The organism is Kribbella amoyensis (assembly GCF_007828865.1).
Lineage (GTDB): Bacteria > Actinomycetota > Actinomycetes > Propionibacteriales > Kribbellaceae > Kribbella > Kribbella amoyensis.
Genome location: NZ_VIVK01000001.1, coordinates 535,208 through 554,796, shown reverse-complemented (window position 1 = coordinate 554,796; position 19,589 = coordinate 535,208). Strand labels below are relative to the sequence as shown.

The following is a 19,589-nucleotide window of genomic DNA, read 5'->3' as shown; positions in this document are numbered from 1 at the left end:
CCAGAGAGGAGCGAGCTAACCATGGCCCGTTACACCGGACCTATGACCAAGAAGTCGCGCCGTCTCGGGGTCGACCTCGTCGGTGGCGACAAGGCGTTCGAGCGTCGTCCGTACCCGCCGGGTATGCACGGCCGCGGTCGCCCGAAGGAGAGCGAGTACCTGCTCCAGCTGCGGGAGAAGCAGAAGGCCCGCTACGCCTACGGCGTGCTGGAGAAGCAGTTCAGCCTGTACTACAAGGAAGCGTCGCGGCGGGCCGGCAAGACCGGTGACAACCTGCTGATCATCCTCGAGTCCCGGCTGGACAACGTCGTGTACCGGGCCGGTCTGGCCCGCACCCGGCGGCAGGCGCGTCAGCTCGTCGTGCACGGTCACTTCACCGTGAACGGCGTGAAGGTGAACATCCCGTCGTACCGGGTCTCGGCCCACGACGTGATCGACGTCCGGCCGAAGTCGGCCGAGATGACGCCGTTCATCATCGCCCGGGAGACGCACTCCGAGCGGGTCGTCCCGGCGTGGCTCGAGGCCCTGCCGGACCGGCTGCGGATCCTCGTCCACCAGCTGCCCACCCGGGCACAGATCGACACCCAGGTCGCCGAGCACCTGATCGTCGAGCTCTACTCGAAGAACTGATCCGGTACCCGCCGGTGGCTCCGGCCGCCGGCGGGTTCGGTGCGTTCTTCGTCCATCGCGACCTCAAATAGTGGTCGTCGCGACAGCGAAGGAACCAGAAGTGCTTATTGCCCAGCGCCCCACCCTGACCGAAGAGGTCGTCGGCGAGCACCGTTCGCGGTTCGTCATCGAGCCGCTCGAGCCGGGCTTCGGCTACACCCTCGGAAACTCCATCCGCCGCACCCTGCTGTCGTCCATCCCGGGCGCCGCCGTCACCAGCATCAAGATCGACGGTGTGCTGCACGAGTTCTCGACGGTGGCCGGGGTCAAGGAGGACGCGACCCAGCTGATCCTGAACCTCAAGGACCTGGTCGTCTCCTCCGAGCACGACGAGCCGGTCACCATGTACCTGCGCAAGCAGGGCCCCGGTGACGTCACCGCCGCCGACATCGCGCCGCCGGCCGGTGTCGAGGTGCACAACCCGGACCTGAAGATCGCCACCCTGAACGAGAAGGGCCGGCTCGAGATGGAGCTGGTCGTCGAGCGGGGCCGTGGCTACGTGTCCGCGATCCAGAACAAGTCCGCCGACGCCGAGATCGGCCGGATGCCGGTCGACTCGATCTACTCGCCGGTCCTCAAGGTGACCTACAAGGTCGAGGCGACGCGTGTCGAGCAGCGCACCGACTTCGACCGCCTCGTGGTCGACGTCGAGACCAAGCCGTCGATGCTGCCCCGCGACGCCGTCGCGTCGGCCGGTAAGACCCTGGTCGAGCTGTTCGGGCTGGCCCGCGAGCTGAACGTCGAGGCCGAGGGCATCGACATCGGCCCGTCGCCGGTGGACGAGCAGATGGCCGCCGACCTGGCCCTGCCGGTCGAGGACCTGCAGCTCACCGTCCGGTCCTACAACTGCCTCAAGCGTGAGGGCATCCACACCGTGGGTGAGCTGATCTCGCGCAGCGAGCAGGACCTGCTGGACATCCGCAACTTCGGTTCCAAGTCGATCGACGAGGTCAAGCTCAAGCTGGCCGAGATGGGCCTGTCGCTGAAGGACTCGCCCCCCGGCTTCGACCTGCGCGCCGCGTCCGAGGCCTACGGCGGCACCGGCGAGGACGCCGAGGACGAGGACGAGAGCTTCGCCGAGACCGAGCAGTACTGAGCCCACGGCCGACAAGGCCTGTTTCCCGAGGTCCGTCAGCGGGCCGGATAATTCTGGAGTTGGAGAATGCCTACCCCTACCAAGGGTGCCCGCCTCGGCGGCAGCCCGGCGCACGAGAAGCTGATCCTCAGCAACCTCGCGACCTCGCTGTTCGAGCACGGCGCGATCACCACCACCGCGGCCAAGGCCAAGCGCCTGCAGCCGCTGGCCGAGTCGATGATCACCAAGGCCAAGCGCGGTGACCTGAACTCGCGTCGCCAGGTGATGAAGCGGATCCGGGACAAGAGCGTCGTGCACGTGCTCTTCACCGAGATCGGCGAGCGGTACGCCGACCGTCCGGGTGGCTACACCCGGATCACCAAGCTCGGTCCGCGCAAGGGCGACAACGCCCCGATGGTGAAGATCGAGCTGGTCGAGGCGCTGGCCGACTCGCCGAAGGCCAAGAAGGCCCCGGCGAAGAAGGCGGCCGCCAAGAAGGCGCCGGCGAAGAAGGCCGCGGCCGCCGACGAGGCGACGACCGAGGACGTGCAGGACGAGGCCCCGGCCGAGGTCCAGGACGTCGTGGCCGGCCAGTACGAGGGCTCCGCCGCCCCGAACGCCGACGGCTCCGCGCCGGCCGGCTTCGACATCAAGGGCAACGAGAACTCGATGAAGTACCACACCACCGACTCGCCCTGGTACGACAAGACCGAGGCCGAGGTGTGGTTCAACACCGAGGAGGCGGCCCAGGCCGCCGGGTTCGCCAAGGCCGGCGAGTCCGAGGACAAGTAACACCTGCTCTGTCGGCGACGCCCCCTCACCCGTTCGCGGGGGAGGGGGCGTCACTGCGTTAGATTGCCCTGTGCGCTGGCGGATTGACCTGAGGTACGACGGGACCGGTTTTCACGGCTGGGCCCGGCAGAACGGCCTCAGGACCGTGCAGGGGGCGCTGGAGGAGGCGCTGCGCACCGTACTGCGGGTCGCGGAGCCTCCCGTGGTCACCTGTGCCGGCCGGACCGACACGGGAGTGCACGCGCGGGGCCAGGTGACACACGTCGACCTGGCCGCCGAGCTGACCGGCCGGGACCTGCTGCGCCGGCTCAACGGGGTACTCCCCGAGGACGTGGCCGTGACGGCGGTGACCGAGGCGCCGGCCGGGTTCGACGCGCGGTTCGCGGCGCTCGCCCGGCGGTACGTCTATCGGTTGTGCGACGACGCGGCCGGGTGGGACCCGCTGCGGCGGACCGAGGTACTGCGGGTCGGGCGGCCGCTGGACGTGGACCGGATGAATGCGGCGGCGCAGCGGTTGCTGGGGGAGCACGACTTCGCCGCGTTCTGCAAGAAACGTGAGGGCGCGAGTACGGTCCGCGCGTTACTGGAGTTCTCCTGGGAGCGGGTGTCGCCGGGGTTGCTGGAGGGCACGGTGATCGCGGACGCGTTCTGCCACTCGATGGTGCGGGCCCTGGTCGGTTCGATGATCCCGGTCGGTGACGGCCGCCGGGACGTGGACTGGCCGGCGACGGTCCTGGCCGGGAAGGTGCGCGACTCGGCCGTGTCGGTGCTGCCGGCGCACGGGCTCACGCTGGAAGAAGTGCGGTACCCCGCAGACGAGGACCTGGCCGCGCGGGCGTTGCAGGCTCGCCAGGTCAGAGGAGAGGTACACCGTGGCTGACCACTACTTCTCGGCCGAACCCACCTCGGCCGACAACCGCCGGACCGTCGAAGCCCGGATCTGGGGCCGCGACTACACCTTCACCACGGCGACCGGGGTGTTCTCCCGGGATCGGCTGGACATCGGTACCGCGGTCCTCCTCCGCGAGGTGCAAGCCCCGGCCGACGGCGGCACCATCCTCGACCTGGGCACCGGCTACGGCCCGATCGCGTGCGCTCTCGCGGTGGAGTCCCCGAAGGCGGAGGTCTGGGCCGTCGACGTGAACACCCGCGCCCTCGACCTCACCACCGAGAACGCGTCCCGTGCCGGCGTCGGGGACCGGGTCCACCCCGCGTTGCCCGACGGCGTACCGGACGACCTGCGCTTCGACGAGATCTGGTCGAACCCGGCCATCCACATCGGCAAACCCGAACTCCACAAGATGCTGCTCAGCTGGCTCCCCCGCCTCAAACCCGGCGGCCGAGCCTGGCTGGTCGTCGGCAAGAACCTCGGCGCCGACTCGCTGCAGCGCTGGCTCACCGAAAACATCCACCCCACCACCCGCCAAGCCAGCGCCAAAGGCTTCCGAATCCTCAAGCTCCAAGCCCCGTCCTGATCAGTCCCGGCCCCGGCCTGGCCCTGCCCACCTGCGGACGATCATGGCGGGCCGTTGGCGGCTTGCTGGACCACTGGCGTGTTGTCGGACGACTGACGTGCTGCAACTGAGGCAGCGTTCACAAACGGCGCCATCGGGAAACCAACCCACCCGCACCCACTTTGTGCACCCACCAACCACCCGCATCCACTTTGTGCACCCACCAACCACCGCCTCACCGACTTTGTGCGCGGACTGGTCATCACAGCCGACGCAACACGACCAGTCCGCGCACAAAGTCGCGATCCCGGGGCGGGCGACAGCACTCGCACCGCAGCCCACCTAGCCCTGCGCCAACCTCCGCCGCCCCCTGGCCGAGAACCCCGACCACCTCCGGCGCCGCCAGGCGCCTACTCCAGGGACAGCCGACCTGATCCGTCCCGCCAACCCCCGCCCTCACCCCCGGGCTGAGGACCGCCCCGACCACCTCCGGCGCCGCCAGGCGCCTACTCCAGGGACAGCCGACCTGATCCGTCCCGCCAACCCCCGCCCTCACCCCCGGGCTGAGGACCGCCCCGACCACCTCCGGCGCCGCCAGGCGCCTACCCCAGGCACAGCGCGCCTGATCCACCCCGCCCACCCCGTGGCCGAGAACCCCCAACCACCTCCGGCGCCGCCAGGCGCCTACCTCAGGGACAGCGGACCTGATCCGTCCCGCCGAGCCCGGCTCGGCACGGCTCAAACGAGTGTTTCTGACCTGGGTTGCTGGTAGAAACACCTGTCGCCTTCGGGGCGGCTTGAAAAGGATCGGCTGGGGACTGCAACGGATGGGTCGGCTTCGCCGTCCTGCAGGTATGGAGGCGGCTCTGGTGACGACGGCGACGGCTGGGGGTGGCGTGCTCGACTTCGAGGTGTTCGTGGCGGAGCGTGCTGACGCGCTGCTGCGGTTCGCCTACGTGCTGACCGGCGATTCCGCGCTCGCGGAGGACGCCGTCCAGGACGCCCTCACGACCGCCTGCGCCCGCTGGGGCCGGGTGAGTCGCGCCGACGACCCCGAGGCGTACGTGAAGCGGATGGTCGTCAACGCGCACATCTCCTGGTGGCGGCGGTTCCGCCGGCGGGAGGCACCGGCCGCGGAGCCGACCCGGGTCGCCCAGCCGGTACCGGACGGCGCCGCCGCCCGCGCGGACGCCGAGGCGGTGTGGGAGCTGTGCAAGACGCTCCCGGACCGGCAGCGCGCGGCTGTCGTCCTGCGGTTCTACGAGGATCTCTCGTACGCCGAGATCGCCGCGTTGCTGCAGTGTGCCGAAGCCACCGCGAGATCCCACGTCCACCGGGCGCTCGCGGTCCTGAAGGAGACGTTGAGCCGGGAAGGAGCCGACGATGCCTGAGCCCGAGTACGAGCCGGAGCAGGAGTTCGGCCCCCGGATCGCGGACGCGTTCCAGACCAAGGCGGACGCCGCGCGCGGACTCAGGAGCCGTGGTCTCGCGACCGAGGCGCGCCGCCGGGTCCGCAAGCGCCGGCAGGCCCTCGTCGCCGGATCGGCGGCCGTCGTGGTCGCCGTCGCGATCGGCGGGGTGTGGGGCGCGATCGGCGGCCCGAGCCCAGTGTCCACGAGCGCGAGCGACAACTCGGCCGGGTCCGGGCAGAACAAGGAGGCCGCACCGCGGCCCGACCTGGTCTGCCCGGACCGGCACCCGATCCTGACCGCGAACGGCGACCCGGCCCCGCGGACGGGCAACGGCCTCGACCTGGAGACCCCCGTGTACGGCCTGCAGGCGTGCCGGTACCGGCTCACCCCCGGCGCCACCATGCTGCTCGGCAGCGCGTCCTTCAACGCGACCAAGGCGCAGGAGCTCGTCGACGCGATCAAGGTCCTGCCGGAACGCAACCCGGCGCTCCCGGTCTTCAAGTGCGTGCCGGAGAAGGCCCGCCCGGCCGAGGCGATCGTGCTCCGCTTCGCCACGGGCGCCGGTCAGCGCGAGGTCTGGGTCCAGTACGACGGGTGCGCCGGCGCGGGCTTCTTCACCGGCACCCGCACGTACGGCCTGTACGCCGCGCCCCTCAAGCTCCTCCTCCAGGGCACCCTCCGCCCGACCGGCGGCACGTACCTCACCCACCTCAAGGGCTGGTGACGGTCACTCCATCCCCATCCCACGCGAAGGCCGCAACGGCCGCACGTTGTCCGGGGCGGCACTGTCGCTGCTCTGATAACTGGTCGCCTGCCCCGGCTGCCCCCGCCCCCCGAGGAACTTGCGCAGATGCTCGACGTCCGCGTCACCCTGCGGACCACTCTGCCGATCGCCGCCCACGCCGGATCCCTCGACCGCCGCGGAACTCCCGACCGCCGCGGAACTCTCGAACGCCGCGGAACTCTCGAACGCCGCGGAACTCTCGACCGCCGCAGCACCCTCGACCGCCGGGGAACTCCCGGCCGCCGCAGATCCTGCCGCCTGGCTCTGCTGGGTGAGGGCCTGCTCGCGGTACCAGTCGCGGTAGTGGTCCTCGATCCCTGCGGCCGTGGTGCTCAGCGCGGTCGTCGTGCGCTGGGCGATCTGATGAGCGGCGATGGTCTTGCTGACGTCGGTCACGTCCTCCCGGAGCTCCACGCCGACCAGATCCGCGAACTGCGGCCGCATCGCCTGGACGAGCTGGGTCCTGACGTGGTCCCGGTGCTCGGGCGGCATCACGTCGGCGAACCGCTGGTCGATCACCAGGTCGGCGGCCGCGGACCAGCGCTGGGTCCGGTCGGTCGCGTCGAGGTGTTCGCGAACCTGGCCGGGCTCCAGCCCCGCGACGTCGGCGGTGCCCCGGACGAGCTCGTCGGTCGCCGTGGTGTACGCCGGGTAGGCGTCGATGCTCTCGGTCTCGAGCAGCCGTGGGTCGAGCCGGTCCATGCCGATCTCGGCGATCACCACATCGACGTGACGGTGGGTCCAGGTCTCGACCAGCCCTTCCTCGACCGCGTGGGTGTCGGGGGAGTACACCGGGGTCGCACCGGGCGCGCTCTCGTCGCCGAGGCTGTGCTGCAGATGGCGCGCCTCGTGCGTGACGGTGAGTACCGCGTCGCGGGCCGACGTCAGCTCGTCGTCGGTCAGCGGACGGCCCGCGGTGTACGCCTGGGCGGCCGGCCTCAGGGTGTCCTTCACACTGACGGTCATCCCGCCGTCGTCCAGCGCGCGGCCGGCTTTGTTCTCGCGAGGTTCCTCGTACAGCTCGCCGTTCCACCTGGAGGGAGTCCCGGACACCTTCTCCACGGCACGGACCACGCTCGCCACCCAGGCGTACTCCGCGCTGTCGCGGGGGACGGCCGGGCCGATGGGGATCACCGCGACGCCTCCAGGTGGTCGGCCAGCCGGAGCAGGGTGCTGGTCATCCGGCGGATCGCGCCGGCCTCGGCGCCGGGAGCGTCGTCCGCGAGCTGCCCGATCCGGTCCATGCTCGCCTCGACCTCGGCGAGCCGCTGCTGGGGCGTACCGGTGCTGTTGAGGGCCTGATCGAGGAGTTGCTGAGCCTGGCGGAACTGTTCGCTGGTCGCGACCCGTGGTCCGGCGAGGAGGCGGGGGAGCTGGTTCGCGCGGCGGTGGGCTCGTTCGCGGCCGGCTTCGTCCTCGACCTGGTCGGCGAGGGCATGCAGACGGGCCGCCTCGGTCCGGACGGTGGTTTCGTCGGCTTGGTACAGGCGGTCGATCAGGCGTTGCAGCTCCGCCTCGACGGTCTCGTACCGGACCGGCTCGTCGTTCATCAAGCTCCTTAGTGCCTCGCGGAAGACGATAACGGTTCGCGGTGTCCGGGTGCGCCGGTCAGACTGGGGGACATGGGTCACGTGGACGTCGCCGGGATCGGATTCGAGTTGCCGGACGGGCGGGTGTTGCTGGACGACGTCACGTTCCGCGTCGGCGACGGGGCCAAGGTCGCCCTGGTCGGCGCGAACGGGTCGGGCAAGACCACGCTGACCAGGATCATCGCCGGCGACCTGAAACCGCAGGCCGGCAGTATCGGCCGGTCCGGCGGGCTGGGCGTGATGCGGCAGTTCGTCGGGTCCGTCCGCGACTCCTCCACGGTCCGTGACCTGTTGCTCGGGGTCGCGCCGCAGCCGATCCAGGACGCCGCCGCCAAGCTGGACAAGGCCGAGCTGGCGATGATGGAGGCCGACGACGAGAAGACCCAGCTGCGGTACGCCCAGGCCGTCGCCGACTGGGGCGAGGTCGGCGGGTACGACGCGGAGGTGCTCTGGGACGTCTGTACGACGGCCGCCCTCGGCGTACCGTTCGACCGGTGCCGCTGGCGCGAAGTGAAGACGCTGTCCGGTGGTGAGCAGAAGCGGCTCGTCCTGGAGGCGTTGCTGCGTGGACCGGACGAGGTCCTGATGCTGGACGAGCCGGACAACTACCTCGACGTCCCCGGCAAGCGCTGGCTCGAGGAGCAGCTGAACGCGACCCAGAAGACCGTGCTCTACATCAGCCACGACCGCGAACTCCTCGCCAACACCGCGACCCGGATCGTCACCGTCGAACTAGGGGCCGCCGGCAACACCGCGTGGACCCACGGCGGCGGCTTCCGGACGTACCACGAGGCCCGCGAGCACCGGTTCGAGCGGTTCGAGGAGCTGCGCAAACGCTGGGACGAGGAGCACGCCAAGCTCCGCGCGCAGATGCTGATGTACAAGCAGAAGGCGGCCTACAACTCCGACATGGCGTCGCGGTACCGGGCGGCGCAGACCCGGTTGCGCAAGTTCGAGGAGGCCGGTCCGCCGGAGGCGATCCCGCGCGAGCAGAAGGTCAGCATGCGGCTCACCGGCGGCCGGACCGGCAAGCGCGCGGTGGTCTGTACCGAGGTCGAGCTGACCGGTCTGATGAAGCCGTTCGACCTCGAGGTCTGGTACGGCGAACGCGTGGCCGTGCTCGGGTCGAACGGTTCGGGCAAGTCGCACTTCCTCCGGCTGCTCGCGAACGGCGGGTCCGACCCGGACATCGAGCACCAGCCGGTCGGCGAGGTGGAGATCCCGCCGGTCGCGCACACCGGCAACGCCAAGCTGGGCGCCCGGGTCCGGCCGGGCTGGTTCGCGCAGACGCACGAGCACCCGGAGCTGGCCGGCCGGACGTTGCTGGAGATCCTGCATCGCGGCGACGACCACCGGGAGGGGATGGGCCGCGAACTGGCGTCCCGCAAGCTCGACCGGTACGAGCTGGCGCACGCGGCCGAGCAGACCTTCGACAGCCTGTCGGGTGGTCAGCAGGCGCGGTTCCAGATCCTGCTGCTGGAGTTGTCCGGCGCGACCCTGCTGCTGCTCGACGAGCCGACCGACAACCTCGACGTCGAGTCCGCCGAAGCACTGGAGGAAGGCCTGGACGCCTTCGCCGGCACCGTCCTGGCGGTCACCCACGATCGCTGGTTCGCCCGCGGCTTCGACCGCTACCTGGTCTTCGGCGCCGACGGCTCGGTCTACGAGTCGACCGACCCGGTCTGGGACGAGGGCCGGGTCGAACGCGCGCGCTAGGTCCTGATCCCTAGGCTTTCGGCCGTGATGGAGGAGCAGGACCTGGAGCGTTACCGGCACGAGTTGCGGGTGCACTGTTACCGGATGCTCGGTTCGTTCGACGAGGCCGAGGACCTGGTGCAGGAGACGTTCCTGCGGGCCTGGCGGGCTCGGGACGCCTTCGAGGGCCGGTCGAGCGTGCGGACCTGGCTGTACCGGATCGCGACCAACGCCTGCCTGGACGCCCGCCGGCCGCGGCGGATCCTGCCGTTCGATCTCGAGCCGCCGTCACCGTCGATCCCGGACCGTGGACCTCGCCCCGACCTGCCGTGGCTGCAGCCGTTCCCGGACGCGCTGCTCGACCCACCGGCGCCGGCGGCGAACGAACCGGATGCGGTGACGATCGGCCGGGAGACCATCGAGCTGGCCTTCCTGGCCGCGATCCAGCATCTCCCGCCACGGCAACGCGCCGTACTGATCCTGCGGGACGTCCTGGACTGGCCGGCCGCCGAGACCGCGGACCTGTTGGGGCTGTCGGTCGCCGCGGTCAACAGCGCACTCCAGCGAGCCCGCCCGGCGTTGCGAGCGAACCTCCCGGCCCGCCGTTCGGAGTGGAGCGGCACAGCTTCCGAGGAGGAGCGCAAGCTCGTCGACCGGTACATCGACGCGTTCGAGCGGTCGGACGCGGACGCCGTCGCCGCGCTCATGTACACCGACGTCCGGATCACGATGCCGCCGTTCGCGTTCTGGTTGTCCGGCCGGGCCGACGCGCACGCCGTCTACCTGGACAGCTTCGATCCCACCTCGCCCCGGCATCCCGGGCATCAGCGGATGGTGCCGTTCGCGGCGAACCGGCAGCCCGCGGTCGCCTCGTACCTGCGCCGGCCGGGCGAGGCGGAGTACCGGGCGTTCGGGATCGGCGTACTCCGGATCGAGGCCGGGCTGATCGCCGAGCTGACCGTGTTCGGCGAGCCGGAGTTGTTCGAGGCGTTCGGGCTACCGCCGGTGCTGTGACCCAGCTCACAGGGCGCGAGCGATGAGTCGTCGCAGCCGCTGCCGTCTACCTGTCCGCGCATCACGGTGGTGCGCGGAGAAGGAGACGACGTTCATCATGCGCAAGCTCATCGCGTTCCTCGGTGTCAGCCTCGACGGATTCCACGCGGACGCCGCGGGCGGACTCGAGTGGCAGACCTTCGGGCCCGAGTTCACCGACTTCTCGCTCGCACAGCTCGACGAGGTCGACGCGCTGCTGTTCGGCCGGACCACCTACGACGGCATGATCCAGTACTGGCCGCAGCAGGCGGGGACGGAGTTCGATGACCGGATCGCGCAACGGATGAACAGCATCCGCAAGTACGTCGTCTCGCGCACCCTGCCGGCCGCGGACTGGAACAACACCACGCTCCTGCGCGATCCCGATGAGGTCGCGGCCGTCGACGCGGACACCGTGGCGATCTTCGGCAGTTCGTCACTGGTCGCCGGCCTGATCCAGCGCGGGCTGCTCAGCGAACTGCGGCTGATGGTCAATCCGATCGTGCTCGGCTCCGGCGCCAGGATGCTCGACGGCATCGACCTGACCCACTTCGCCTTGCTGGGGACACGACCGTTCGAGGCCGGGAACGTCCTGCTCACGTACCGCCCGGCGGCGGCTTAGCGGTCACCCACGACCGCTGGTTCGCCCGAGGCTTCGACCGCTACCTGGTCTTCGGCGCCGACGGCGCGGTGTACGAGTCGATCGATCCGGTCGGGGACGAGGGCCGGGTCGAACGGGCCCGCTGACCGACGCGGGTCCGAGCCGTCAGCCGTCAGCCGCCGGCCCGGACCCAACCCCGTCGGTACGCGTCCCAGTGCGCCTCGGTCGCGGTGAAGTCGACGTACAGCGCGAGGCCGAAGTTCTCCCGGGCCGAGTCACCGAGGCCGAGCCGGGCACCGCGGACGGCGGCCTCGACGGATTCGGCGTGGCCCCAGTGGCTCGGGTTGCTCTCCCAGTACGCGGGCAGGCCCATCAGCAGGTCCACCTCTGCCGGGGTCACCTCCAGCGCGAGCTTCGTCTGCTTCGCCACATAGCCGCCGTACAGGGACTCGAGCGGCATCGCGGTGTCGTACGACATCACCGCGATCTGCTCGACCCGGCGAGCCACCTCGCCGAAGTACTGCTGGGACCACCACTTGCCCTCGCCGGCCAGCGCGAGCGCCAGGGCGTTCGCGCGGAACAGCGGATCGATCTGCGCGGCCGCGACCGACAGCGGTACGCCGCGTCCGGACGTCAGCGCGTGCACCTGGTCGAGTACGGCGAGGAATCCCGGGGAGCCCGAGTGCACCGGCTCGAAGTCGAAGTGGATGCCTTGGAACCCCTGGTCCAGCACGGCCGCCGACGACGCCGTCACCCGGTCCCGGACGGCGGCGTCGTCCAGGTCCATCCCCGGGTTCTTGGCCGGCTGGACCCGGTCCCCGAGCCACGCCTGCACCCGGACTTCGGGAGCCGCCGCGCGCATCGCCTCGGTGAACCACCTGGCCTTCGGCGAGACCGAGGCCAGGGGCAACGTTCCGTCGTGTTCGAGCGGGCCCGCATGGACGTAGAGGTCGCGGATCCCGGTCTCGTCGAGCCGGCGTGCCAGCGCGGTCACGTCGGCTGCCGTCTTCCGCCCGTCGACCCAGGCGTGACCGAGCCAGAGGGCGTCGTGGTTCCGGGTCTGGGCCGAGGCCGCCGGGTCGCCCGTGTACGCGAGCCGCAGCGACATGGCATACGCGCCGAGCGGGAGTGGTACCAGCAGGACGAAGAACAGCAGGATCACCAGCACGATCCGACGCCGGCGCGACCAGCCGTGCCAGCGCTTCACGGGCGCGGCCGGAGGCCGTCGTACACGAGGGCCAGGAGGCGATCGCGGACGGTTGGTTCGAGGCCGACCGCGGTTGCGCCGCGGGCCGTGCCGATGAGGAGGGCGTAGGTCTCGGGGAAGGCGGCGTCCTTGCGGACCGCGCCGCTGTCCTGGGCGCGGTCGAGCAGCTCGCCGAAGGCCTGCCGCATCCCTTCGCCGGCCTGACGGGCTTCGTCGCCGACCGCTGTCCCGGCAGCGCCGAGCGCGTCCGCGATCGCCAGCTTGGACGCCGCCTCGGCCACCACCTGGCCGAAGAAGTCGTAGAAGGCCCGGCCCGGATCGGCGGAGCCGGCCAGCTCGCGGGCGCGGTCCCGCAGGCGTTCCAGTCGCTGGGTCAGGACGGCTTCCAGCAGCTCGACCTTGGTCGGGAAGTGCCGGAAGACGGTCGCGATCCCCACCCCGGCCCGTTTGGCCACCTCGTCGGTGGAGGCGCCCGGCGTCCGGCCGAAAACCTCCTCCGCCGCGGTCAGGATCCGCTCGCGGTTGTCCCGTGCGTCAGCTCGCACCGACCCCTCCTTCGTCACCCACCAGCCTAGAAGACGCCGGGGAACGGATTCCGGTTGTGAACGAAGTGAGGACTCCATATATTCGGAGTCGTCACTTCGTTTAATGTCGAGAGGGGAACGGGATGACTCCGACCGAGGTCTTCCTGCGGCTGGTCCACGGTGTCGCCGACCGGGAGTACGCCGCGCTGCCCGAGCTCTACGCCGAGCGCACCGACGTCCGGCATCCGATGGCGCCGGGTGGGGATCGGCCGCTGCTCAGCCGGGACGCGTTGCGCGAGCACTTCGGCGCCGTCGGCCCCCAGGTCGCGGACACGATCCGGTTCCGGCCCGAGAACATCCGGATCCACGAGACCGCGGACCCGGAGGTGATCGTCGCCGAGTTCGAGTACGCCGGCACCGAACAGGCGTTCCGGGTCCCGGCCATCTTCGTGCTCCGGGTCCGGGACGGGCTGATCGTCGAGTCCCGGGACTACCTCGACCACGTCGCGATGGCGCGAGCCCGGGGCCGGTTCGACGATCTGGTCGCCGCAGTCCGAGCGGAACCGGCCGGCACCCCGGCCACGTCGTAGTCGGCAGAGGCGCCGAACGTCCCCGGTCCGCGGCAGCAAGCCGGACCGGGGACGTCCCAAGTTCTCCTCAAGCGCGCAGCCTCAGCGGTGCCGCGGCCAGCGCCTTCGCCGCGACCACCAGTCCCGCCGCCGCGAGCACGATGTCCTTCAGCACGTACTGCGCTTCCAGCGTCGGCGTCCCCGGGAACAGGTCCCCGAAGAACAGCACCAGCGGCGACATGATGCCGACCAGCGACATCCCGAGCACCAGCAGCCCGGTCCGCAGCAGCTTGCCGGTCACCAGGGTGAGCCCGATGAAGCATTCCAGCACCGCGGTCAGCACCACCGCGCCCTGTCCGCTGATCACGCCGAGGGTGAGCGTGTCGATCGTACGCATCACCAGCGCCTCGGCCGGGCTGGCGCCGGGGAAGAACTTCAGCACGCCGAAGCCGAGGAAGATCAGTCCGAGGCTGATCCGGAGGATGTCGACGCTGTTGGTGCCCAGCCACTGGGTGGCCCGGTTTCCCCTGACGAGCAAGGCGTTCATGGTGGTTCTCCCTGTCCTGGTCGATGTCCAGAACAGCGTCGTGAAACCACCCCCGGTCCCGCGTCGGGTCGAGGACGGCACTTCGGCTACCGCCTCCGAGGTACCAGCGGACACCGCAGGGTCACCTCCTCGGCGTACGCGTCAGGGTTGCCCTGATACCCAGGGGAGCAGGCTCACTCCAGCATCCGGCCGTCCAGCTTGCGCCGGCGGACCGTGGTCTCGGCGTACCGTTCGCGCTGCCGCTGGTCCGGGTACGGCTCGATCGTGACGGTCCGGTGTTCGACCTGCTCGATCCGGCGGACCAGGCGGGCCCGCAGTTCGGCGGCGATCTCCTGGTGGCCCTGGCTGTCGATCACGTTGTCCAGCTCGTACGGGTCGGCCGCCAGGTCGTACAACGCCCGCTCCACATAGCGATCCGCGGCCGGTTCGTCCCCGGCGTCCGGTGCGAGCACGTGGTACTTCCACCGCTCCGTCCGCAGGGCGCGGCCGACCTCGGTCTCGCTCACCTGGATCAGGACGCCGTCCGACGTGTCCTGCTCGCCCTTGAACCACCGGTTGAGCGGTGCGCCGTCGAGGTGGTCGGGCAGCTCGATGCCGGCCGCGTCCAGCACTGTCGGTACTACGTCGACTGTGCTCACCGGAGTACCGACACGTCGCCCACCGGAGTACCCGGGGCCCTCGACGACCAGCGGGACCCGGATCGAGCCGTCGTGTGGGGACCGCTTGTACTCGTTGTTCCTGGTCTTGAAGTGGGAGCCGTGGTCCGAGGTGTAGAGGAGCACGGTGTCGTCGGTGAGGTCGAGGCTGGTCAGCGCGTCCCGGAGTCGCCCGAGGCACTCGTCGACGCGCTTGATCTGGCCGTAGTACCCGGGCGCGTGCTGGTGCGCCGTGCCGGGGAGCGCGGCGAGGTCGGGCGGCAACCACGCGCCGTTGTACGTGTCCTCGTACACCTCGGGCGCCGGGTAGTTGTCCAGCTCGTTCTGGTGATGCGGCTCGATCAGGGACAGGAACAGCATGAACGGCCGGTCCTCGGTGGAGGCCTTGCTGACGAAGCGGATCGCGGCATCCGTCAACGCGTCCGGGCGGTACCCGGGCAGGAACACGGGCTCGCCGTCCCGGTCGTACACGATCGTCCGGTACGCGTCGGAGGTGAACTCGAGCAGGTTCGCGCCCAGCCAGTACTCGTACCCGGCCTGCTGGTCGCGGGGGACCGGGTCCTGGGTGGCCAGGTGCCACTTGCCGATGTACCCGGTCTGGTACCCGGCCGCGCCGAACAGCCGGCCGAGGGTGGGCGCGTCGGTCGGCAGGACCACGCTGTTGCGGTAGACCCCGGTGTTCGTCGGGTACATCCCCGTCTGCAGCGCTGCCCGGGCCGGGGCGCAGACCGGGTTCGTCGTGCAGGCGGTCTCGAACATCGTGCCGCGCCGGCACATCAGGTCGAGGTTGGGAGTCAGACCGAGCGGGTTGCCGGCCGCGCCGACGGTGTCCCAGCGTTGCTGGTCGGTGAAGAAGACGATCACGTTGGGGCGGTCGGTCATCGGGCGGCTCCTAGCCATGGGACAGACGGGCGGGCGGTCACTTGAGCCCCGACAGGGTGATGCCCTCGACCAGGAACTTCTGCGTGATCACGAAGAACAGCGCGGTCGGCAGGAAGAGGATCAAGGCCCCGGCGGCGGTCAGGTTCCACTGGGTGAAGTACTCCTGGTTGAACAGCGTCAGGCCGATCGGCAGGGTGCGCATCTCGGTCCGGCTGGTGGCGATCAACGGCCAGAGGAACTCGTTCCACTGGAAGACGAAGGTGAACAGGCTGAGCACGGCGAGCGCGGGCTTGAGCTGCGGCAGGATGACCCGCAGGTAGATGCCGAACTCGGAGGCGCCGTCCACCCGGGCCGCCTCGATCAGCTCGTTCGGCAGCGGCCGGATGAACTGCCGCATCAGGAAGATGCCGTAGGCATCCATCAGGAACGGCACGATCAGGCCCTGGTAGGAGTCGATCCAGCCCAGGTTGGAGAAGATCGCGTAGATCGGCAGCATCCGGACGAAGAACGGCACCATCAGTGTCGACAGCACCGCGACGAAGGCGATCCGCTTGCCGGGGAACTCCATCTTGGCGAAGACGTAGCCGATCAGCGGGTCGAAGACCAGGTGCGCGATCGTGATCGCACCGGCCATCACGAAGCTGTTCAGGAAGAACCGGCCGAACGGCGCCGCGTCGAACAATCGGGTGAAGTTGCCCCACTGCGGATCGGCCGGCCACAGCACCGGATCGCCGGACAGCACCTCGGCGTCGCTCTGCAACGCGAGCACGATCATGTAGAGCAACGGCACGACGGTGACCAGCGCGAGGATCACCAGCAGCGCGTACGCCGCGAGGCGGTCGCCGGGGAACAGCCGGTCGCGGTCGATCGAGCTGTCCCGGAGCAGCGAACTAGTGGGCGGCATCGGCACGGTCTCCGATCTTGAGCTGGACCAGGGACAGGACGAGCACCACGAGCAGCAGCAACACCGACAACGCCGACGCGTAGCCGAAGTCGTTGTCGTTGAACGCGACCAGGAACAACCGGTGCGCGTACAACGAGGTCGCGTTGCCCGGGCCGCCACCGGTGACGATGTACGGCAGCGCGAACTGCTGCAGGGTGCTGATCAGCCCGATGATCGAGACGAACAAGGTGGTCGGGGTGAGCAACGGCAACGTGATCGAGAAGAAGCGGCGCCACGGTCCGGCCCCGTCGATCCGCGCGGCCTCGTAGTACAGGCCGGGGATGCCCTGCAGACCGGCCAGGAAGAGCACCATCGTGTACCCGGCGCTGGACCAGACCGTGATCCCGACGATGGTGGCCAGTGGATGGGTACTGAGCCAGGTCTGTCCGGGCAGGCCGAACTGGTCGAGCAGCCGGTTCAGGATCCCCACCTGCGGATCGAGGATGTTGCGCCAGAGCAGGCCGATGATGGACACCGAGGTCAGGTACGGGATCAGCAGCACCGAACGGAACAGGGTCCGGCCGGGGATCGCCTGGTTGAGGATCACCGCGAGCCCCAGCCCGACCGCGGTCCCCACGACGAGCGTGCCCGCGGCGTACCCCAGGGTGATCAGGAACGAGTGCACCACTTCGGGGTCACCGAGGGCGCGGGTGAAGTTGTCCAGGCCGACGAAGTTCACGCCGTCCGCGTCGTACAGGCCGGTGAGCAGCTGGTTGCCGATCGGGAGGAAGAAGAGCAGGACGAAGAAGATCACCGCCGGGCTGAGGAAGAGCCACGCGGTGGCCGCCTGCCGGCGACGGTTCACAGGGCCGCTCCGGCCTGCTTGCGGAAGTCCGCCAGCGTCGCCTCGACCGGCGCGTGCTGGATGATGATCTGCTGGTAGGCCTTCTTGTAGAGCTCGTTGATCTGCGCCGCCTTGCCGCTCGCGGACAGCCCGACGTCCTGCTTGGCCACGATCGCGAGCGCCTTGGCGATCACCCCCATCGCGGGGTCGGACGCCACCGACGGGTCGGCCGCCCAGCTCTTCCGCGGCATCGACATCCCGGCCTCCTTGCTCGCGGCCAGTTCGGTCTGGACCGCGGCGAGCCGGGTGATCAGCTCCCAGGACAGCTTCGGGTCCTTCGCCTTCGCCGGGATCATCAGCCCGCCGCCGGCCATCGAGGCGGACTGCGTCGTCCCGGTCAGCGGAACGGTCAGGCCGAGGTCGATGTCCGGGCTGCCCTGCCGGATCGGGCCGATGTCCCACGGCCCGGACAGGAACATCGCGGCCCGCTGGGCCGAGAAGAGCTTCTGCGGCCCGGAGTAGTCGGTCGTCGCGACCGGCGCGGGCGACACCTTGTGGGTGAAGACCAGGTCCTGCATGTACTGCAGCGCGACCCGGGCCGCCGCGGCCGGCTCCAGGAACTGCTTCGCCGAGACATTGCTAAAGGCAACGTTCTGTTGGTTGTAGAACGGCGCGCTGTAGGAGAAGTCCGAGTTCAGCGAGGTCCCGCTGACCTTGTCCTTGGTGGTCGCCTTCGCCACCTCGAGGAACTCCTCCCAGGTGGCCGGCGGCTGGTCGAACCCGGCGGCCGACAGCATCCCCTTGTTGTAGAACAGCAGCCCGTTCGCGGTCAGGTGCAGCGGGATCGAGTACGTCTTGCCCTCGTACTGCCGCGCGCTCACCGCCGCCGTGATGAAGTCGTCCGGGAACCCGAAGCCGGGATCCGCCTTGGCCAGGTCGTCCAGGGCGAGCACGTTCCTGTCCAGCCCGTACTGGGTGCCGGTGCCGGCCGAGACCTCCTCGACCAGGTCGGGCACGTTGCCGGACCGGAAGTCCGCGGTGAGCTTGGTGGTCAGGTCGGGCCACTGGAACTTCTGCCAGTTCATCACCAGGTCGTGATCCTTGCCGAACTGGTCGATCACCTGCTGGTACGCCTTGTACGCGTGGCCGGCGTTCCAGTAGATCGTGAAGGTACGGGAGTCGGTGCTGCCGGACTTCGGCGTGGCCGGCGCGCAGCCGGTGCCGACGGCGCCCAGGACGGTGACGCCGAGACCGAGGCGCAGGAAGGACCGGCGGTCGAGCGAGCTGAGGGCGGGCATCGGTGAGCCTTTCGGTGAGGGGACGTGCGGGGGCCGCGGACCTCAGGCCGACTGGCGGCGGTTCAGGATCCAGGGCAGGGACAGCTGCCGGGCCGGCAGCGTGGGATCGTCGATCCGCGCGAACAGCGCCTCGACGATCGCGGTGAAGTCCAGCTGGTACATGCCGACGCTGGTCAACGGCGGCGCGGAGTAGCTGGCCTCCCGGGTGTTGCCGGTGCCGATCACGGCCAGGTCGTCGGGCACCTTGACGCCACGGTCGGCGGCGGCCTGCAACGCGGCGAACGCGCCCCGGTCCGACTCGGACACCAGCGCGTCCGGCGGGTCGGGCAGGTCGAGCAGGTCGCGGACGACGAGCACCGCGTCCTCCCGGGCGGCGGCGCCGGCCCGGACCAGCCGCGGGTCGATCGCGACCCCGGCCGCCCCGAGCGCGTCCAGGTAGCCCTGGTACCGGTCGCTGCGCGCCGGGTTCACCGTCTGCGCGTGCGACAGGAACGCGATCCGCCGCCGGCCGGACGCCAGCAGGTACGCGGTCGCCTCGGCCACCGCCTCCCGGACGTTGTTCCGGACGATGTCGATGCCGGGGGCCTCGAGATGCTCGCTGAACGCCAGCAGCGCCCGGGTCGACCGCCGGGCCGCGGTCAGGTCGAGGAAGTCGGCCAGGTCGGGTGCGAAGATCGCACCGTCCACGTGGCCGCGGGTGATCACCCGCAACGACTGCGCGGCCCGGTCGAGCCGCCGGATCGGCACGCCGATCACGGAGTACCCGTGCCCGGCGGCGATGTCCTCGCACTGCAGGGTGAGCCGGTCCAGCCAGGGCCCGACCGGCGGTGCGTACACCAGGGCGATCAGCTCGGAGCGCTGCCGGCGCAGGCTCCGGGCGGCCGTGTTGCCCTTGTACCCGAGCTGCCGCGCCGCCTCCTCGACCCGCCGCCTCGTTGCTTCTGGCAACGGCGTGGTCCGGTCCGCGCGGCCGCTCAGCACGTACGAGCAGGTCGCCACCGAGACCCCGGCCGCCGCCGCCACGTCGCGGAGGGTGATGCGGGCCCGGGTCATGGTGAAAGCATTAACCTGTGGTC

21 protein-coding genes are annotated in these 19,589 nt (G+C 70.2%); 11 read left to right on the top strand and 10 right to left on the bottom strand.

The window, feature by feature from the left end; translation table 11 throughout:
- Nucleotides 1-21: 21 nt before the first annotated feature.
- The 7 genes from rpsD (at nt 22) to FB561_RS02620 (ending at nt 6,126) form a co-directional block, all read left to right on the top strand.
- Nucleotides 22-630 carry a 30S ribosomal protein S4 gene (rpsD, locus tag FB561_RS02655; protein WP_145802647.1) on the top strand — a complete coding sequence of 203 codons (609 nt, stop codon included), beginning with the start codon at nt 22-24 and terminating at the stop codon, nt 628-630.
- Between the two features lie 100 nt (nt 631-730).
- Entirely contained in the window at nt 731-1,765 is a 1,035-nt protein-coding gene (locus FB561_RS02650) for a DNA-directed RNA polymerase subunit alpha (protein ID WP_145802645.1), read from the top strand.
- Between the two features lie 66 nt (nt 1,766-1,831).
- Complete coding sequence (gene rplQ, locus FB561_RS39150; protein WP_145802643.1) at nt 1,832-2,536, top strand: 50S ribosomal protein L17, sunset domain variant; 705 nt, start codon at nt 1,832-1,834, stop codon at nt 2,534-2,536.
- 70 nt (nt 2,537-2,606) lie between these two features.
- On the top strand, nt 2,607-3,416 hold the full coding sequence (gene truA, locus FB561_RS02640; protein WP_145802641.1) for a tRNA pseudouridine(38-40) synthase TruA: 810 nt from the start codon (nt 2,607-2,609) through the stop codon (nt 3,414-3,416).
- Nucleotides 3,409-4,011, top strand: a complete 603-nt coding sequence (locus tag FB561_RS02635) for a class I SAM-dependent methyltransferase (RefSeq protein WP_145802639.1) — start codon at nt 3,409-3,411, stop codon at nt 4,009-4,011. Before truA ends, FB561_RS02635 begins: the two co-directional genes overlap by 8 nt.
- Before the next feature lie 848 nt (nt 4,012-4,859).
- Nucleotides 4,860-5,381, top strand: coding sequence for a SigE family RNA polymerase sigma factor (locus FB561_RS02625; RefSeq protein WP_238334620.1), 522 nt, complete (start codon nt 4,860-4,862; stop codon nt 5,379-5,381).
- Nucleotides 5,374-6,126: a hypothetical protein gene (locus FB561_RS02620; protein WP_145802635.1), complete on the top strand. Its 753-nt coding sequence runs from the start codon at nt 5,374-5,376 to the stop codon at nt 6,124-6,126. The genes FB561_RS02625 and FB561_RS02620 overlap by 8 nt, the downstream gene beginning before the upstream one ends.
- 3 nt (nt 6,127-6,129) lie before the next feature.
- On the opposite strand, the gene FB561_RS02615 is transcribed toward FB561_RS02620, so the two are convergent.
- Nucleotides 6,130-7,320: a hypothetical protein gene (locus tag FB561_RS02615; RefSeq protein ID WP_145802633.1), complete on the bottom strand. Its 1,191-nt coding sequence runs from the start codon at nt 7,318-7,320 to the stop codon at nt 6,130-6,132.
- The gene (locus FB561_RS02610) at nt 7,317-7,736 is read right to left on the bottom strand and encodes a hypothetical protein (RefSeq protein WP_145802631.1); all 420 of its coding nucleotides are present in this window, start codon (nt 7,734-7,736) and stop codon (nt 7,317-7,319) included. Before FB561_RS02610 ends, FB561_RS02615 begins: the two co-directional genes overlap by 4 nt.
- Before the next feature lie 72 nt (nt 7,737-7,808).
- On the opposite strand from FB561_RS02610, the gene FB561_RS02605 reads away from it, so the two are divergent.
- Genes FB561_RS02605 through FB561_RS02595 form a run of 3 tightly spaced genes read left to right on the top strand, consistent with a single transcriptional unit; the run spans nt 7,809 to nt 11,124 of the window.
- Complete coding sequence (locus FB561_RS02605) at nt 7,809-9,491, top strand: ABC-F family ATP-binding cassette domain-containing protein (RefSeq protein ID WP_145802629.1); 1,683 nt, start codon at nt 7,809-7,811, stop codon at nt 9,489-9,491.
- A 27-nt stretch (nt 9,492-9,518) separates the two neighbouring features.
- A complete protein-coding gene (locus FB561_RS02600; protein ID WP_145812704.1) occupies nt 9,519-10,484 on the top strand; it encodes a sigma-70 family RNA polymerase sigma factor in 966 nt (321 codons plus the stop codon).
- 22 nt (nt 10,485-10,506) lie between these two features.
- Nucleotides 10,507-11,124, top strand: coding sequence for a dihydrofolate reductase family protein (locus FB561_RS02595; RefSeq protein WP_145802627.1), 618 nt, complete (start codon nt 10,507-10,509; stop codon nt 11,122-11,124).
- Between the two features lie 151 nt (nt 11,125-11,275).
- Here FB561_RS02595 and FB561_RS02590 read toward each other — a convergent pair whose 3' ends face one another.
- Together FB561_RS02590 and FB561_RS02585 are read right to left on the bottom strand one after the other, a co-directional pair.
- Nucleotides 11,276-12,310 (bottom strand): glycoside hydrolase family 18 protein, encoded by a 1,035-nt coding sequence (locus FB561_RS02590; protein ID WP_238334619.1) that lies wholly within the window; start codon nt 12,308-12,310, stop codon nt 11,276-11,278.
- Nucleotides 12,307-12,855 carry a TetR/AcrR family transcriptional regulator gene (locus tag FB561_RS02585; RefSeq protein WP_202880526.1) on the bottom strand — a complete coding sequence of 183 codons (549 nt, stop codon included), beginning with the start codon at nt 12,853-12,855 and terminating at the stop codon, nt 12,307-12,309. Before FB561_RS02585 ends, FB561_RS02590 begins: the two co-directional genes overlap by 4 nt.
- Nucleotides 12,856-12,977: 122 nt before the next feature.
- On the opposite strand from FB561_RS02585, the gene FB561_RS02580 reads away from it, so the two are divergent.
- Entirely contained in the window at nt 12,978-13,424 is a 447-nt protein-coding gene (locus FB561_RS02580) for a nuclear transport factor 2 family protein (protein ID WP_145802623.1), read from the top strand.
- A 67-nt stretch (nt 13,425-13,491) separates the two neighbouring features.
- Here the strand turns inward: FB561_RS02580 and FB561_RS02575 are convergent, their stop codons facing one another.
- The 6 genes from FB561_RS02575 to FB561_RS02550 all read right to left on the bottom strand — a co-directional run bounded on the left by FB561_RS02575 (nt 13,492) and on the right by FB561_RS02550 (nt 19,566).
- Nucleotides 13,492-13,950 carry a DoxX family protein gene (locus FB561_RS02575; RefSeq protein ID WP_145802620.1) on the bottom strand — a complete coding sequence of 153 codons (459 nt, stop codon included), beginning with the start codon at nt 13,948-13,950 and terminating at the stop codon, nt 13,492-13,494.
- A gap of 173 nt (nt 13,951-14,123) precedes the next feature.
- A complete protein-coding gene (locus FB561_RS02570; RefSeq protein ID WP_145802618.1) occupies nt 14,124-15,488 on the bottom strand; it encodes a sulfatase-like hydrolase/transferase in 1,365 nt (454 codons plus the stop codon).
- 37 nt (nt 15,489-15,525) lie between these two features.
- Entirely contained in the window at nt 15,526-16,392 is an 867-nt protein-coding gene (locus tag FB561_RS02565) for a carbohydrate ABC transporter permease (RefSeq protein ID WP_145802616.1), read from the bottom strand.
- On the bottom strand, nt 16,379-17,236 hold the full coding sequence (locus FB561_RS02560) for a carbohydrate ABC transporter permease (RefSeq protein WP_145802614.1): 858 nt from the start codon (nt 17,234-17,236) through the stop codon (nt 16,379-16,381). The genes FB561_RS02565 and FB561_RS02560 overlap by 14 nt, the downstream gene beginning before the upstream one ends.
- A complete protein-coding gene (locus FB561_RS02555) occupies nt 17,233-18,513 on the bottom strand; it encodes an ABC transporter substrate-binding protein (RefSeq protein ID WP_145802612.1) in 1,281 nt (426 codons plus the stop codon). Before FB561_RS02555 ends, FB561_RS02560 begins: the two co-directional genes overlap by 4 nt.
- Before the next feature lie 42 nt (nt 18,514-18,555).
- Nucleotides 18,556-19,566: a LacI family DNA-binding transcriptional regulator gene (locus tag FB561_RS02550; RefSeq protein ID WP_145802610.1), complete on the bottom strand. Its 1,011-nt coding sequence runs from the start codon at nt 19,564-19,566 to the stop codon at nt 18,556-18,558.
- Nucleotides 19,567-19,589 lie beyond the last annotated feature (23 nt).

What these genes read in the sequence shown, in the direction of transcription:
- FB561_RS02610 (WP_145802631.1), bottom strand. Translation starts at nt 7,736, where the DNA reads ATGAACGACGAGCCGGTCCGGTACGAGACCGTCGAGGCGGAGCTGCAA.
- FB561_RS02580 (WP_145802623.1), top strand. Translation starts at nt 12,978, where the DNA reads ATGACTCCGACCGAGGTCTTCCTGCGGCTGGTCCACGGTGTCGCCGAC.
- rplQ (WP_145802643.1), top strand. Translation starts at nt 1,832, where the DNA reads ATGCCTACCCCTACCAAGGGTGCCCGCCTCGGCGGCAGCCCGGCGCAC.
- FB561_RS02605 (WP_145802629.1), top strand. Translation starts at nt 7,809, where the DNA reads ATGGGTCACGTGGACGTCGCCGGGATCGGATTCGAGTTGCCGGACGGG.
- FB561_RS02595 (WP_145802627.1), top strand. Translation starts at nt 10,507, where the DNA reads ATGAGTCGTCGCAGCCGCTGCCGTCTACCTGTCCGCGCATCACGGTGG.
- FB561_RS02620 (WP_145802635.1), top strand. Translation starts at nt 5,374, where the DNA reads ATGCCTGAGCCCGAGTACGAGCCGGAGCAGGAGTTCGGCCCCCGGATC.
- FB561_RS02570 (WP_145802618.1), bottom strand. Translation starts at nt 15,488, where the DNA reads ATGACCGACCGCCCCAACGTGATCGTCTTCTTCACCGACCAGCAACGC.
- FB561_RS02565 (WP_145802616.1), bottom strand. Translation starts at nt 16,392, where the DNA reads ATGCCGCCCACTAGTTCGCTGCTCCGGGACAGCTCGATCGACCGCGAC.
- FB561_RS02600 (WP_145812704.1), top strand. Translation starts at nt 9,519, where the DNA reads ATGGAGGAGCAGGACCTGGAGCGTTACCGGCACGAGTTGCGGGTGCAC.
- FB561_RS02575 (WP_145802620.1), bottom strand. Translation starts at nt 13,950, where the DNA reads ATGAACGCCTTGCTCGTCAGGGGAAACCGGGCCACCCAGTGGCTGGGC.
- rpsD (WP_145802647.1), top strand. Translation starts at nt 22, where the DNA reads ATGGCCCGTTACACCGGACCTATGACCAAGAAGTCGCGCCGTCTCGGG.
- FB561_RS02550 (WP_145802610.1), bottom strand. Translation starts at nt 19,566, where the DNA reads ATGACCCGGGCCCGCATCACCCTCCGCGACGTGGCGGCGGCGGCCGGG.
- FB561_RS02555 (WP_145802612.1), bottom strand. Translation starts at nt 18,513, where the DNA reads ATGCCCGCCCTCAGCTCGCTCGACCGCCGGTCCTTCCTGCGCCTCGGT.